Below are 15,720 nucleotides of genomic sequence, written 5' to 3'. Positions count from 1 at the left end.
AGTAGCAGTTCCACCGGGGGTGACATTGGACTGTCCGGGCAAGGTGCCTGGTGTCGTGGTCTGAGCGCCAGCACCTGCTGCGCTGAAGAGCATGACCAAGGTTGCTACGAGGCCGGCCGCTCGGGCGCTGGCGCGCCGAGTTACGTTGGCTGTATGCGTGCTTTTACAAGACGCAGAAGCGCCGCGTCCAATGTTTTGGATCATTCAAACTCCCTGAGAACCCGAATATCTGCTGTGCAGGACTAGAACTCAATGAGTCTCGAACACCACCGCAGAAACTTTTTGACCGACAAATTTAAGCACACTTGCTTTACATCGCCGTGGATCACGAGATCGATGCGGCGCAAACACAACATCACCAATGCGCCGATTTACGACGGCCACTTTTTTTGCTAATGCAAAAGGGATTTGGAATTCCTCAGTCCGGAATGCGCAAGTTAGAGGGAGAAGCCGACCAACCCACGCTGCTAAGATTCGGGAAAGTAAGAGGGAGGAAAAAAGAATGCGATTCTGCGCAGCCTGTATAGATGCCAATTTCGGCGGCTCATCGCTTTCTGCGCCTCGGCGCGCAGCATGAGCTCCATGCCGTTGCTTAGAGTTCCCCTTCGCCATTGGCAGTCGTGGCAACATTTGGCATTGGCGATTGCTGCTGTGGTCATTTTGGGGCTATGCAGTTGGTGGGAATTGGCACGCGTGCAACGCAACCTCTCTACACAGCGCGCCAACTTGGAGTCGCTCCAAAAGCAACTATCTGCTCTTAACTCAGATAGCACCAGCGCAGCGGAACCAGATTTTTCCGCATCACTACCGGCGCCCAGCGTCGCCGATGATGTGAGCAGGGACATCGCGCGTTTTGCACAGTCCAATCGCGTACAGATCAATTCACTGTCCGTGTTGCAGCCGACATCCGGATTGAATGAATTACCTAAGATCCAATTCAGTCTTGCCGCCAACGGCGCCTATGCAGATCTGAAATCCTACCTTTCTGAGCTGCTCGACAGATACCGCTCTCTGGGCGTCGCCAATTTGTCCATTCGAACAAATACCCTGAACGCAGAAAAACTGGATGCCAGTTTTGTGCTGGTTCTCTATGTGCAGAGTCGCCATGAATAAAGCCACCTGGGCCGCCGCAGGGTCCCTTCCTGTCTTACTGATAGCTTATATATTGACGCAAACTGCAGCTCAACCCGTGCAATCGCCTCTTTTGCCAGCAATCACAACACAAATCGCCCGCAGCTCCGCAGAGGTGGCGCCTACTCTGCCAAAAGGTTTGATCCGCCCGCCTCTTGAAGTCGCTTACTTCGATCCATTCGTGGGCTTGCAACCTCCGCCGCCCCCACCACCTCCTCCTCCTCCCCCGCCGCAAACTGCAGCGGTAGTGGCACCGGTTGTTGTGCCCGTTGCTCCGCCGCTGAACTTACGCTTTGTAGGTCGTATGACTGGAACTGATGGAGTGCCACAGATATTCATATCCTTGGGAGACACTAGTCTGGTGGCTAAGACTGGCCTAGCCCTCCCAAATGGCTACCGAATTGATCAGATAACTGAAACCATGATCCGGTTGACCTACCCACCCCTCAATAGCCCAGCGCAACTGGATATTCCGATTGCGCCACAGTATGAAGTCCGATGAATACGAAGCATAAATTTTCCATCCGACACGTATCACTTTGCGTGCTGCTGGTCCTAGTTGGTTGCGCACAAGAACAGATTCGCAGCGAAGCTGCCAGCCAACTGCGCGAAGGCAAGTTTGAAGCCGCACTCAAAAGCTACCAAGAAGGTACAGAACGCTACCCCGAGAGTGTGGCATTGCGCTCTGGACTCCTTGCAGCGAAGACCGAGTCCATCACACGCCTTGTCACAGACGCCGCCCAGTTGCGCGCCCGAGGTCAGTTTGATGAGGCTGACAGTGTAGTAAATCGGGCATTGGCACTGGACCCGAAAAATGAACGCGTTACCGCCCTGCAGACAGACATAGCGATTGAGAGGATGCAGCGCCAAAGATTGATAGAGGCATTGGCACTTGCCAAGGCAAACAAGAAAGAAGATGCCCTGAAATTAATTGATGGCGCACTGCGTCAAAACCCGCGCCATGGCGAACTCCTGGCGCTGCAGCGACGCCTCGAAAACGAAACACGGTTTGACAACCCATCTTCAGGTCGCAGAGAGCTTGCCGAGACGCGCCAGGTCACGTTGGACTTCCGCGGCGCACCTTTGTCGACAGTGCTGGATGCCATTGCGCGCAGTAGCGGAATCAATTTCATTCTGGATCGCGATGTAAAACAAGATGCACGCGTCACCGTCTTCCTGCGCTCGGCCAAGGTGGAAGATGCCATCGATCTCATCGCAGCAATCCAGCAATTGGGTAAACGCATTGTGGATCCGCAAACGGTCCTTATCTATCCGAACACACCGGAGAAGCAAAAAGAACATCAGGAACAAGTGATCCGGGTTTTTCATCTCGCAAGTGCTGAAGCACGGTCCACTGCCGGTCTATTGCGTTCCATGCTGCGCATTAAAGAGCCGTTCATTGATGAGCGAGCCAATTTGATTGCAATCCGCGAAACCCCGGAAATTATCGCCTTGGCAGAACGCCTGGTCGCACTGCACGACGTCAGCGATGCTGAGGTTATGCTGGAAGTTGAGGTGCTGGAAATACGTACCAGCCGCCTGACCGAATTGGGTATCAACTTTCCAAGCAGCATTGGGCTGACGCCGTTGACGGAAGCAGGTACAACAACCCAAACATTGTCCAGCATTAGCAACTTGAATCCGGATCGTATTGGCGTCAGCGTCGCTGGGCTTTTGATCAAATTGCGACGTGAAGTGGGTGACTTCAATATTTTGGCCAACCCGCGTATCCGGGCCAAAAGCCGTGAGAAGGCCCGAATACTCATTGGAGACAAGGTCCCCGTCATCACTGCGACAACCAACCAGACTGGGTTTGTGGCCGACAGCGTGAACTATCTGGATGTCGGTTTGAAGCTTGAAGTTGAGCCTGTGGTCTCTCCCGATGACGATGTCACCATCAAGCTGGCATTGGAAGTCAGCTCTCTTTCCAAAGAAGTTCACACCACCAGCGGCACCCTCGCCTATCAAATAGGAACTCGCAATGCGAACACGACACTGCGACTTCGAGATGGTGAAACGCAATTGCTCGGCGGCCTGATCAATAACGAGGACCGCTCCAGTGCCAATCGTGTCCCTGGCTTGGGTGATTTGCCCATTGCAGGCCGTCTGTTTTCAAGTCAATTGGACGATGTGCAGCGAACAGAGCTGGTGCTTGCCATCACTCCGCGCATCCTGCGCTCCGCACCTAGGCCCGACGTATCGCAGGCGGAACTCTGGGTAGGAACCGAAATGGCAACCCGCTTGCGTGCATCTCCTGCTCACGATTTGCCTGCTGCCAAGCTTTCCAAGTCAGTTGCTTCCAATCCAGATTCAATGCCTAAGATCGCCCCTCCGCAAGCGCAATCCAATGTTGGAAATACATCTGCTGCATCCACACAAATGGCTGCATCGCCTCGCGTCTCGGTCCAATGGCAGGGACCGCAGAGTGCGAAGGCCGGTGAAACTTTTGATGTCGTTTTGGATCTGAATTCAGCGCTGCCGCTACGCGGCGCACCTATTGAAGTATTAGTTGACCCTGCTTTGATCGAATTGGTGAACATTAACGAAGCTAGCTTTTTCCAACAGGATGGTGGCGTTACTAGCTTCACCCATAGCTTTGACAAGAGCTCGGGCAGACTCGGAGTGGCTGTACTGCGCAAAGAAGATGCGGGCATTGCCGGCAGTGCACCTTTTATCAAATTGACGGTGCGCGCTAAAGCCGCTGGATCGGCGACATTCAAGATCAACGGCTTCAAACCGTTGAGCTCCTCGGGAACACCAGAGATAAGCGAGCCTCCTGCTTACAGTATTTCCATCAAGTGAATACCAAAGCCATGTGTTTTCAGCGGACTCGTCGCCAAGTTACGGCTGGATTCACCCTGATTGAATTGCTGGTGGTGATGGCAATACTGGGTATTCTGGCCGCCGCGATCATGCCGCTCGCTGAGACAATGGTGATTGCACAACGAGAACGAGAGCTTCGCAAAGCGCTCTGGGAAATCCGCGATGCTCTGGATGAATACAAGCGCGTCGCGAATCGCAGCGTATCATCACACTCAGCGAACACTTCTGGATATCCACCAACGCTGCAATCCCTAGTAGACGGACTGGAGGATACCAATGCCGTGACTAACGGGCAGAAGATTTACTTCTTGCGGCGCATTCCGCGCGACCCCACTGCCGATCCCAAGCTCCCACCAGAAGCCACTTGGCGTTTGCGCAGCTACAACTCGCCTGCAGACAAACCAATCCCTGGGGTCGACGTCTACGACATCTATTCCTCTTCCAACGAGCGTGGCCTGGATGGCACACTCTATACGACATGGTAAGTGACGCGATGACCAGTGCGTCAAATAGAGCTTTGCGGCGCCGGGGGTTCACTTTGATTGAACTCTTGGTCGTCCTCGCTGTACTCGCCATCCTGGCCGCAATGATTGTTCCGCTTTATCTGGAGCGCGTTGATGCTGCGCGCGATACCGTACTTCGTCAAAACATCATTGGTCTGCGTACAGCGGTTGACCAGTTCTATCGCGATAAGGCCCGGTACCCAGACACGCTGGATGAACTGGTCAACGAGCGCTACATACGCGCAATACCCTTGGATCCCGTAACCAACAGTAGTGCGACCTGGATTGTCATTCCCCCAAAAAATGCAGTTACCCCCAGTGTGTTTGATGTCAAGAGTGGCGCCGTAGGGCGCGCGCTCGACGGCACTGACTACGCAAGTTGGTGAGAAAAAATGACTTCGCTCCGAATGCAAGCCTCCTCCAAACAGCAAGGGTTTACTTTGCTAATGCTGTTGGCCGCCATATTTCTACTGGCTTTAGCTTCCAATGGAGTCATAACTTATGTCTCGCACGAGATGGCTCGAGTCCGCGAAGCCCAATTGCTGCGCATCGGCCAAATGTACGTTCAGGCCATTGGAAGCTACTACGAGTTTTCACCTGGCCAGCTCAAACAGTGGCCGCGCACCCTCGAAGACTTAACAGAAGACCGGCGCTTCGTTGGAATGAAACGGCATCTTCGGCAGGTCTACCTAGACCCACTGAGCCCAAGCACGCGTTGGGGAATCATTCAATCGCCGGATGGAGGCGTTGCCGGGGTTTACAGCATCAATGAATCAAAACCCATCCACGAGTCCGCTCTGGACCTTCAGTGGGATGACGGGTCGGTTCAATTGGTAGCCGCAAACCGATATTCCGACTGGCAATTTGTTTATCAGCCGAAGCCATTCGTTGGCAACAAGGCTCGCTGACATGCAATTTCAGGTTCGAAGCGCACGTCAAGGCGATCCTGTGATCGCAGATCGGGTGCTGGATGCTCCAAGCGAATCCATTTTGCGGGAGCGACTGCTATCTGAGGGCGTAACAGTTCTCAGCCTTCAGCGCGCAAAGCCACTCAATTCAAAAGCCGCAAGTGCGCTCAAAGGTCAATATCCCATCTTTTGCCGTGAGCTGCGCACACTGATACGCGCCGGCATGACGATTGTCGAAGCAGTCGACACCTTGGCCATACAGGCCACACTGGCGGGAAACAGCTCAGAGTTGGCGAGCGCAGTACTGGCACGACTGCAACGCGGACAAGCCCTTTCCATTGCCTTGGAAGAGTTACCTGAGACACCGCTCGTATTGATTGCCGCCGTTCGCGCTGGCGAGCGAACCAGCAATTTGGCGGAGGCATTGGATGATTACCTCCGCTATCACTCTTTGGTGGAACAATTGCGCCGTAAGCTGGTCAGTGCAGCCATCTACCCCTCTCTGGTCATGGGCCTCGGCTTGGTGATTGCCATCTTCCTTTTGCTGGTAGTCATGCCTAATTTTGCGCGTATGTATGACAATCTGCGTGGCGCTCCAGGCGGACGCGCTGCGTTCATGATTTCAATCAGTCAATTTGTCGCGCAACATCGCCCCGAGCTGATGGGCGCACTCGTTCTCGCTGGAATTTTTCTGGTGATGTGGATTCGCAATGGACATGCCAAACGCGCATTGATTAACCTAGGCCAATCGAGCGAATGGTTGCGTGTACGTTTGGAAGATTTCAATTTGGCCATGATGTACCAAGCCCTCTCCCTCATGTTGAAGGGCGGGTTTCCAATGACTGAGGCGATGGCAGTGGCCAGCAAGTCTTCCGCAGCACCGCGCCTGGCATCCGCCCTCGCCAACACCCAACACAGCGTCGAACGCGGCGGCTCTGTCTCTGCTGCCTTGGCCACCAATGGTCTGTGCGATGAAGTCGGTAGGCGTCTGATGGCTGCCGCCGAAAGAAATGGTGATTTCCATTTGGCTGCCGATGTGGTGTCACGCATGCACGGCGAGCGCTTTGAGCTATTTATAGAACGCGTGACCCGAATTGTGGAACCTGTTCTATTGTTGGCCGTGGCGCTGCTTATCGGCGCCATCGTTGTCAGCATGTATCTTCCCGTCTTTGAGATGGCCACCCGACTTCGCTAACACCGCCCTATCTCAGCATGATCTCCAAATTCCCTGATGAAATCGAACTGCAGAAGCTGCGTGAAAAGCCGCTTGCCCCGGGTGGACTATGGGTGGAGTTGCTCCAGATCGCAGGTAGTTCGGAGGCAGAATTGGCCGCTTGGTTGCAGCAAAAATACGGCATCGAGGTCATCCCTGATGAACGCCTGTCCGAAGTCACAGTCATTCCAGAAGCAAGCAGTGCTGGTACCCAAGGACAGGTATGGGTAGTTTCCGCGGGCAAGCCCCTTTTACTGTGCGTTGATCCTTGGGACACAGTGGCGACTACTACTGTCTCGCGGCGATCGCATGCTCTTCTCGCTTTGTCCCGCCCCGGGCAACTGCAGCGGTTGCACACAATGGGTAATGCGGGTCAGGGCTTAGACTCATCGCCAACGCCTGCGTCATCGAATGCGCAGGATTCAGATGTGGTGCATTTTGTGGATGCAGCTATCGCTCGCGCCTACGAAGACGGAGCCAGTGATATCCATTTTGAAACCGATCGTAGTGGGATTGCCATCAAGTACCGGTTAGACGGTGTGATGGCTTTGGGTGAAAAGTTTCCTCATGGTCGGCGTTCTGAAGAAATCATTTCACGCATCAAAGTCATGGCGCAGCTGGATATCACCGAGCGTCGGCGCCCGCAAGACGGGAGAATTCACTGGAGCCTGGATTCACAGACTTCCATTGACTTGCGCGTATCCATCATGCCCAGCATTTTTGGTGAAGATGCGGTATTGCGATTATTGGACAAGTCTCAATTGAAGCAGGCCGATGCACATATGTCGCTCGATGCACTTGGCTTTGACAGCTCAATCGCAAAGACCGTGCGTGATTTGGCAGCGCGTCCTCATGGCATGCTGCTGATCACTGGCCCGACCGGAAGTGGGAAAACCACTACCGTCTACGCTTCGTTGAGTGAAATCAACAATGGTCTTGAAAAAATCATCACCATTGAAGATCCCGTCGAGTACGAACTACCTGGAGTTTTGCAAATTCCGGTGAATGAGCAAAAAGGGCTGACGTTTGCGACCGGTCTTCGATCTATTCTGCGTCACGATCCGGATAAAATTCTGGTCGGCGAAATCCGCGATGCAGAGACTGCAGAAATTGCTGTGCAGTCTGCTCTGACAGGGCACTTGGTTTTGACTACCGTACATGCGAATAGCCTTTTTGATGTGCTGGGGCGGTTTCAGCACTTTGACATCGATCCGTTTGGACTTGCTTCGGCAATTAACGGCATTGTGGTCCAGCGACTTCTGCGCAAGATTTGCACGCAGTGCAGTGACTGGCGTGATCTTTCCGAAGAGGAGAGTCGCAAATTGAAGGCGCTGAACCTTCCATTGCCTGCCAGGGTTCCCTTGGCCTGCGGGTGCAAGCACTGTAGGCAGACAGGCTACAAAGGAAGGTTTGTGGTGGCAGAGGTCCACGAATTTGATGACGAATTACGCGATTTAATAGTCAAACGGCCATCAATGACAGAACTAAAGCGCCTTGTACATAGCAATGGATCTGACCGCCTTTTAAGCCGAACCATAGAAAAAGTTGCAGAAGGCGTCACTACCTTGGAGGAAATTGTTCGTGTGGTCGGTTTGGTCTAAAACAATTCATCTATATCTAGGCCAGGGCTTGGCGATAGTGCGTGCGCCTGGCAAAGGCAGCGTCGTATTCGAGCAGCCTACTACCATGCCACTGGCACGCTTATTGAGCCAAATTGGGCGTCTGTCTCCAAGCCATTCCAATTTGCATGTGCACGTCAGCGGCGCGCTTTGTCCTGCACATCCAATTACTTTCCCCACAGGAATATCGAGTTGGGTAGAACGCGATGCATTGGCAAGGAGCTGGTCTGCGCAACGCTTGGGACTACAAGTGGAAGATTTCGATTGCTCGACTGGACAAATGCCCAACAGCTACTCGGCCACACTGGCGCATTCAATACGCTCGGAACTACAACAGTGGGCAACCCAGCAGAATTGCAAGCTGGCGTCCATCCGCCCCCTGTGGGCAACCGCAACACATTGGAAAATTGCCAAGAAATCGTCAACGAAGATTCTTATCCTTCAGGAGCCCGACGGTACAACTATTCTTGTCGACACTCCACAGCATGGACTCAGTGCCGAATCTGTACTAGGTAGACACGATGAGCAGCGCGCTATTGACGGCTTGGCTCGGATGAGAGACCGCTTCCCAACTCAAGAAAATGAGATTGCCTTGCTGGGATTTTCCGCGAAGACAACTGTCACCCTACCCAATGGTCCGGCATTGTGGGCTGAACATTGGTATGCCTCATGAAGTCAATCCACGTTGATTTCGTCGCGAGCCATTGGTGGCGCGCCGTATGGGTCGCGGGAGCACTAGCAGCAACCGCAATCTTAGTTACCACTGCTTTCTTGGCATGGCAATGGAGACAAACGGATGCCTTGTTCTCGGTAAAGATTGCGCAGACTTCACTCGCCTTGTTGCAGTTAAAGCAACAGTCCAAACTGCCGCCTGACACAATGCTTGCAGCCAAGCTGCAGGCATCCAAACTATTAACGTCCGACTTGAATGGCGCATTCGCTACGATTGAAGGACTTCGTTTGGAAGGAATTCGCTTGATCAGTATTAGTCTGGATTCAAGCTCCGGAGAAGTGCGATTGGAATATGGAATGGATTCTGTTTCCCGCTCAGTTGAAGTAACCGCAGCTCTGAACTCTGGCTATGAATCACGCCCGTGGAAATTCAGGAGTGTAGGTGGAACGCCAAATGGCGCGGCGCCTTCCATCGCATTGGCACGCTCCGCTGTGCGCGCGGTGTGGACGGCGAAACTAGAGGCTATATAGCTTCGGACAGGGCTGACGACTTCCTTGGCAGGGCCAGATTCAATGCAGATAGCCCGCGAAAGGTTTATTTTTTCCGGCTTCAAGCGATGACCTCAGAGTCAGGCGCGTTGATTTCCGTCTAAAACTGATCGACTTAGAACAGTAATTTCCATCCAAATTTGATCCACGCAGGTCCTACCGTGCTAGTTATTAAAGCAGACGGGATTTAGGAGTGATAGGCATGGCCACATTGAATGTCATCTAGCATTGCGCGCTGCGAGAACATATCTCCATCTTAGAGATTTTCAGGAATACCGGCTTGGCTCGCAACACAATAATGAAGCACCTCGGCTCAGATGAAAGTGAGCCAAGCTATCGAATACGGTTCGGCTCAAGCAAACTCGATCTAAGGCGGAAGCGCTGGTCTCGTGGCTCTAAACAAAGGCAACAAGATCTCCGAAACGGCGGCGCAATTTAAAGCTGATCTACACAATGAGCTATCCTTCCGCAGAATGCGTAGCCCTACAAGCCAGTGACAATCAACTCAACCTGTTGCAAAATATTTTCAACACATGTCTTCTCATCTGAAGTCATCTGCCGATTCTTATCGATAATTTCGCTATTGATCCGCTCAATGTCTACAACAATCTCAAACAGTTGCTCTTCCCAAAGCCTGCCTCCAATTACGTTTCCAATGGCTTCCAGTCTTTGAACTAAACCATTCAAACCAAGCAACCCACTGCGGTAATCAGTAACTGACCGTTGAATAAGCGCGAGCTGTCGTATCAAAAATTCATCCATTGTGTTACTACTCATCTGGTTTGAACTGTGATTACACGGCCGCTTTCAGTGTCAGTTATCACAACAACGCGACCATCGGGACTTCTATGCTCCGTGCGTGAGTCTGGATATTTCTGGTCGGGGCGCGAACTCCCATTTTTAATCGTGTCTTCGACAGCAGATGGAGGCACGCCACGTCCCTGCATTTGGTCTAATGAGTGTCCTGTGTAATCGCGACCACCTATTGTGCCTGGCTCGTTTGTTCCTGGCTTGACATCCATAGGACTGCCCCTCTGTCCAGTTGGCGTGCTCGGATCCTTATCCCCATTGCCATTATTCCCTTTTGTTGGGTCAGTATTATTGGATTCACTGACATTAAAAATGTTGCCTATTTTTTTACCTAGGTTTTCAGCACCAGAAACTGCCCCGCTTACCTGATCAGCAATCCAATCCACAAAGCGTTGGGCTAATGAAGGAGGCGTTGTTGTCGTAGGCATATCCGTTATGGGATTTGGCTTCGTCGAGCCGCAATTGGCGACATCACATGTGGTGACGGGATTTAATAATCCCTGCAACGCTTTATCTCGCAATCCTCCCAGTTGAGCGTACTGTTCTCCTTGAGTGTTTGAACCATTGTTCGAACCAGAATCCGGACTGCTGGATGGACTAGGTTCAGGACTTCCGCCTGCGCTGCTATCGCTGCCTTGACCCGACCCTTCATACGTTTCGTGGCTATAACCGGAATCGCTATCGCCATATCCACCGCCACCGCCATCGTAATGACAGTCCCCCACTTCGTTGCAAATTAACGATCCTCCACCGCCACCGGCCATCGCAACAAACCCCTCAGGGTCATACATCTTGAGCGGGTTGTTCCAGACATAGGAGTAACGGTTGAACGTCTTCAGATTGGTAGGCGCCTGCACATACGGGTCCGCACTCATGAAGCGACCAATCAACGGGTCATAGATACGCCCGTTCATGTGGATGATGCCCACCTCATCCAGGTGTTCGTGCATCGTGTAGCCACGGTCAGTCTTCTGACCCACCAAGGCATCCAGGTTGTCCGGGTTGCCATTGATCTGGCGTCGCTTGCCCCACGGGTCATAAGCCAGGCGCTCCACCACGGCACCCGTCTCATCAGTAATCACCGAGACCGAGCCCAGGTGGTCCTGGTGCATGTAGCTGGTGCTGCTGGCAGGCAGTCCGTTCAAGGTGCCGCTGCGACTCGTAAAGAGCGCAAACACCTGCCCGCCCGCAGAGACGTAGTGCTTTAGCTCGACCGTGCCATTGGCGCGGACTTCTTTCTCATAGGAGAGGCCCAGGCTGTCTTCACCGTTCAAGTACCAGGTGGCGCCTGCAAAGTAGCTGCTAGTGCCGTTGCCGCTGAGGGTGACTTGTTGCTTGATGCGCTGGTGCTCTGGTCCGTAGACAAAGGACAGCGTGCGGTCTGACGTGCTGGTGGTGCTGGTGATGAAGTTGCCGTACTGGATTTGCGCCGGCATGTTGAAGCTGGTGTAAGTCTCGCCACGTACGGTGTGCAGACTGTTGACGGTGTCCTGGCTGACGGTGTATTCCAGGTTGCCGTTGCCCACGGTCACACCATTGACCAAGCGGGCGCCAGGCTTCATGTCATCAAAGGCGTAGCTCAATGCGCGCGTGCCGGTGTTGGCAATCTGGGCACCCGAGAGGGTTTCCAGCGTGACCTGGGTCATGCGGTTGGGGCGCTGCGCGTCGTACCAGTAGCGGCCTACGTCACTCTTGTAGAGGATGTTGCCGCGTGCGTCGTACATCACCTCAGTGGTGCTGGGCGGGCTGACAGCGCCACCCAGCAGAGTGCTCAGGGTAAGGCGGTTCAGGCTGTCATATGCAAAGCTCTCCTGGGTGCCCAGGTTGGCATCCGCACGGCTGGTCAGGTTGGAGAGGCTGTCGTAGCCGAAGCTTTGGTTGAGGACGTTGCCGCTGGCTTGACCATCTTTCGTGGCCAGCAGGCTGGAGAGGCGTCCGCTGGTGGCGTTGAAGGCCCTGACGGTAGTGACCTGGTTGCCTTGGCGGTATTGGGTGATCTGGCCTTGGGCATCCATGGCCAGGATCTCGTAACTCACCGTTTGGCTAAATCCATTGGTGCCACCGGCGCTGACGGTTTTGAGGTAACCACCAGGGGTGTACTGGTAGAAGGCCTGGTAGCCGCTAGGCCAGGTTTTGCTGGTGACACGTCCTGTGTTGACGTCATAGGCCTCGGTGACGGTGGCGGGATTGAGGGCATCGTCCAGGACTGTGGCGGTGCTACTGGCACGGCCGTAGTTGTCGTAGACGTGTTTACGGTTGTAGCCGTTGTCAGCTTTGGCTTCGCAGAGTTTGCCTACGCCTTTGCCGCAGGCGTTGCCATCGAACTTGGTGTCATAGCTCCAGTTGCTGACCAGGTCGGCTTCCGTGCGATTGACCATGCGACCAAGCTTGTCGTAGCTCAGGGTGACGGTGTGGCCGCCACTGTCAGTTTGCGAGACGAGTTCACCAAAGGCGTTGTAGCGGTAGTCCCATGCGCCCATGGCAGGATCCAGCATGGCGGTCTTTTGTCCCTGTTTGTTATAGCTCAGGGTGGTGATGGAGCCAGCGGCATTGGTTTGGGTGAGTTGCCCCAGGACATCGAAGGTGTAGACGATGCTGGAACCTTGTGCATCGACGACCGAGAGGATCAGGCCGCGGCTGTCTTTGGTGGTGGTCTTGGTCTGGCCTTTGCTGTTGGTGATAGTGAAGCTCAGGCCGTTGTAAACCGTGGTGGTGCTGGCAATGCCACCGCTGATGTCAGGATCTGGCCGGTCTTCCCGGGTCTGGCGACCCAGAGCGTCATAGGTGTAGCTGGTCCATACGGCACTGCCGCCCGCTACATAGCTGTTGGAGCGGCGCGAGACCAGTCCGATTGCGTTGTATTCAGTGTCCTGTACCAGCGTGGGCGCAGCGCCTGCACCATCAAAGCCTTGAATCTGCTTGCGGATTTCTCGTCCAAGGGGGTCGTAGTAGATGCGGCTTTGGGGGGCGTTGGCAACTGCGTTGGCGCCATAGCTTTGTTCGGTGACCACTGTGATGGCAGTGGCACCACCAATGGGTGCCGGGCAGTTGGTGCCAGCATCGGTGCAGAGTTGATAGGTCCAGGTGGTGTAGCCACCGCTGGCGCGAGTTTCTCGGGTCTTGCGGTTGCGGCTGTCGTAGGTCCAGCTGGTGGTCAATCCGTTGGGACCAGTGAGGCTCAGTAGAGCGCCGCTTTTAGGGTCGAAGACGTGGGATTCGCTTTGGTTCAGCGCATTGGTACTGCTGACGGCAAACCGTCCGTCCGTTCCATAACTGCTGCTATCGGTACGCGGTACTGCAGCGCTGGCGATGGCATCGCCGCTGGCGCCAGCACAGGTGGCTTTGGTGGTGCTGGTGCGATTGCCAAAGAGGTCGTAGCCGTAGCTCAGTTGCACGCAGTCGTTGGGCGTGGCGGGTTCGCTGGTGGCTTGGCTGATGTAACCACTTGCGTTGTACGCAAAGCTGGTAGTGCGTACTTGGGTTTCAGCTTGGGCCAGCCAAGGGGTTGCACCAAGGCCAATAGCCAAGAGGCTTTGAAGGCTGATTTTCAGGGCGCGCTGGATAGGGGCTTTTTGACGGATTTGCATGATGATGACTCCGCTCTTATGGTTTGACACTGGTGACTGTGGCGCTCTTCACACGCCCCACGATCCAGTTGGTGGTGTCGGCTGGCCAGTACTCGTAGACCGTGGTCTTGCTGATGCCGTCGTTGCTCTCAACCTTGGTCTGACTAGGATCCCCGTAGTGCGGGAAGCTGCTGTACTGTGTGGTGGTGGTGTAGCTGGGTAGTACTGTTCCGTTCAAGTCCCAGCTCTCTTCGAACTGGCTGGCGACAAAGGGGTAGTAGATCTTGCCTGTGGCCAGAGGGGTGCAGGCAGCTCCTGTTTGCGGGGTGTGGCATGCCACTGTGGGGGTGACGCGCTTTAAGACGCCTGCATTGCCWGARCCRGYCAGGCGSGTTTCGCTCTTGGCRGCCATGCCTACATAYGGGAAGTCTTGGCGGTACTCGGTGTAGCTTTCTATGCTGGTGTTGACATTCTTGCTCTTGACCCAGCGAAAGCCCAGCATGCCGCGGCCGGTTCCAACTTCGAATTTCAGACCACCGTAGGTGTAGGTGGCGGTGTTGACGCCTCCAAGGCCGTTGGATCTGGAAATGCTGCTGACAACATGCTGTGCGCCCTGGATATCACGTACGGGGTATACCGCCGCAGTAGCACCACCATCCTTGGTGTAGACGCTGCTATCGGTGATGGGTTTGTAGCTGATGTCTAACTGGTTGCCAACACCTGCAGCAATACTGGACGGTGTGTCGTGGCCTGTAGGGGCGTAACCAATCCACCAGCCAGGATTGCCCGGAGCGGAAATCTGCGGCATCCACATGATGTCCATCTTGCCGTCGCCGTTGAAGTCACCAATCTGCACCGGATTCAGCGCCTCCGGCGAACCCGTGCCCCAATCAGCGAGCGTCAAGAGCGGCGGTGAATATATAGAACTACTCAACGTACTTGGCAGGGCTTGCGCCGGCGTCGTGAATCCGGTGTCCGTGGCATAGGCGATGAACCAGCCGCTGCCGTAGGTGTACCAAAGGCAGTCAGTCTTGCCATCTCCGTTGAAGTCCGCAAGGTACTGGTAGAGCTTGCCCATATAAAACAACGGTAAAGCACTCGCAGGCAGCGCCGCTGCGGTGGGCACCGTGAATCCGGTCCCGGTGGAATACGCAACCCACCAGCCAGGATTGCCCGGAGCGGAAATCTGCGGCATCCACATGATGTCCRYCTTGCCGTCGCCGTTGAAGTCRCCWATCTGCACCGGATTCAGCGCCTCCGGCGAACCCGTGCCCCAATCAGCGAGCGTCAAGAGCGGCGGTGAATATATAGAACTACTCAACGTACTTGGCAGGGCTTGCGCCGGCGTCGTGAATCCGGTGTCCGTGGCATAGGCGATGAACCAGCCGCTGCCGTAGGTGTACCAAAGGCAGTCAGTCTTGCCATCTCCGTTGAAGTCCGCAAGGTACTGGTAGAGCTTGCCCTTATAAAACAACGGTAAAGCACTCGCAGGCAGCGCCGCTGCGGTGGGCGTGACTACTCCAGTAGGCGTTGTAGGCCAAGCTATCGTGGTGGGCTGAACGCAGGTGCTAGCCCCATCACACAAGGTCACAGACTTCAGCCGGGTGCGCTTGGTATGGTTGCTCTGGTCGTAGGTCAACCGATAGTCGTTGACGACACTTGCGCCCACATAGGTCTTGATGTTGGTGACCCGCTTGAGGGTCTTGGCAATGCTTCCCGACTGGTACCTCGTTGGTATATCTGTTCTGTCTTCATACGTGAACTGCACGGATGCGCCAGGTGAGAGTACCGGGGTTGCGCTGGCATTGCCGGTGTAGTCGATCCTGGCAATGCGGAAGTCGCCGTTGGCGTTGTCTTCGCTATAGCTCAGGGTGAGGTAGTTGCCGAGTTTGTCACTGGTCTTGTTTTGTGCCCATGTGATGGCGG

The 15,720-nt window shown here is 54.5% G+C and carries 12 protein-coding genes; 9 read left to right on the top strand and 3 right to left on the bottom strand.

The genetic code is table 11. The features are described from left to right. The first annotated feature begins 573 nt into the window (after positions 1–573). From AC1DV6_RS18415 to AC1DV6_RS18375, 9 genes are all read left to right on the top strand, one after another. Positions 574–1,113 (top strand): GspMb/PilO family protein, encoded by a 540-nt coding sequence (locus AC1DV6_RS18415; RefSeq protein ID WP_477980037.1) that lies wholly within the window; start codon positions 574–576, stop codon positions 1,111–1,113. A gap of 516 nt (positions 1,114–1,629) precedes the next feature. Next, positions 1,630–3,933 carry a type IV pilus secretin PilQ gene (locus AC1DV6_RS18410; RefSeq protein ID WP_477980035.1) on the top strand — a complete coding sequence of 768 codons (2,304 nt, stop codon included), beginning with the start codon at positions 1,630–1,632 and terminating at the stop codon, positions 3,931–3,933. Beyond that, complete coding sequence (locus AC1DV6_RS18405) at positions 3,930–4,439, top strand: type II secretion system protein (RefSeq protein WP_477980033.1); 510 nt, start codon at positions 3,930–3,932, stop codon at positions 4,437–4,439. The genes AC1DV6_RS18410 and AC1DV6_RS18405 overlap by 4 nt, the downstream gene beginning before the upstream one ends. Beyond that, positions 4,433–4,843 carry a type II secretion system protein gene (locus AC1DV6_RS18400; protein ID WP_477980031.1) on the top strand — a complete coding sequence of 137 codons (411 nt, stop codon included), beginning with the start codon at positions 4,433–4,435 and terminating at the stop codon, positions 4,841–4,843. The genes AC1DV6_RS18405 and AC1DV6_RS18400 overlap by 7 nt, the downstream gene beginning before the upstream one ends. Positions 4,844–4,864: 21 nt before the next feature. After that, a complete protein-coding gene (locus AC1DV6_RS18395; protein WP_477980029.1) occupies positions 4,865–5,365 on the top strand; it encodes a type II secretion system protein in 501 nt (166 codons plus the stop codon). A gap of 1 nt (position 5,366) precedes the next feature. After that, positions 5,367–6,560 (top strand): type II secretion system F family protein, encoded by a 1,194-nt coding sequence (locus AC1DV6_RS18390; protein ID WP_477980027.1) that lies wholly within the window; start codon positions 5,367–5,369, stop codon positions 6,558–6,560. Between the two features lie 17 nt (positions 6,561–6,577). Further along, complete coding sequence (locus tag AC1DV6_RS18385) at positions 6,578–8,179, top strand: GspE/PulE family protein (protein WP_477980025.1); 1,602 nt, start codon at positions 6,578–6,580, stop codon at positions 8,177–8,179. 85 nt (positions 8,180–8,264) lie between these two features. Further along, on the top strand, positions 8,265–8,870 hold the full coding sequence (locus tag AC1DV6_RS18380) for a hypothetical protein (protein WP_477980023.1): 606 nt from the start codon (positions 8,265–8,267) through the stop codon (positions 8,868–8,870). Further along, positions 8,867–9,400: a hypothetical protein gene (locus AC1DV6_RS18375; RefSeq protein WP_477980021.1), complete on the top strand. Its 534-nt coding sequence runs from the start codon at positions 8,867–8,869 to the stop codon at positions 9,398–9,400. Before AC1DV6_RS18380 ends, AC1DV6_RS18375 begins: the two co-directional genes overlap by 4 nt. A gap of 501 nt (positions 9,401–9,901) precedes the next feature. Here AC1DV6_RS18375 and AC1DV6_RS18370 read toward each other — a convergent pair. The 3 genes from AC1DV6_RS18370 to AC1DV6_RS18360 all read right to left on the bottom strand — a co-directional run. After that, positions 9,902–10,180, bottom strand: a complete 279-nt coding sequence (locus AC1DV6_RS18370; RefSeq protein ID WP_477980019.1) for a hypothetical protein — start codon at positions 10,178–10,180, stop codon at positions 9,902–9,904. Between the two features lie 11 nt (positions 10,181–10,191). Next, positions 10,192–13,815, bottom strand: coding sequence for an RHS repeat-associated core domain-containing protein (locus AC1DV6_RS18365; protein ID WP_477980017.1), 3,624 nt, complete (start codon positions 13,813–13,815; stop codon positions 10,192–10,194). Positions 13,816–13,831: 16 nt separating this feature from the next. Next, the coding region (locus AC1DV6_RS18360) for an FG-GAP-like repeat-containing protein (RefSeq protein ID WP_477980015.1) at positions 13,832–15,720 on the bottom strand (1,889 nt) is incomplete at its 5' end.

This window comes from Rhodoferax sp. P2_H8_2 (assembly GCF_056403235.1).
Note: the sequence above shows the minus strand (reverse complement) of the source record. Positions and strands in the feature narration are given on the sequence as shown.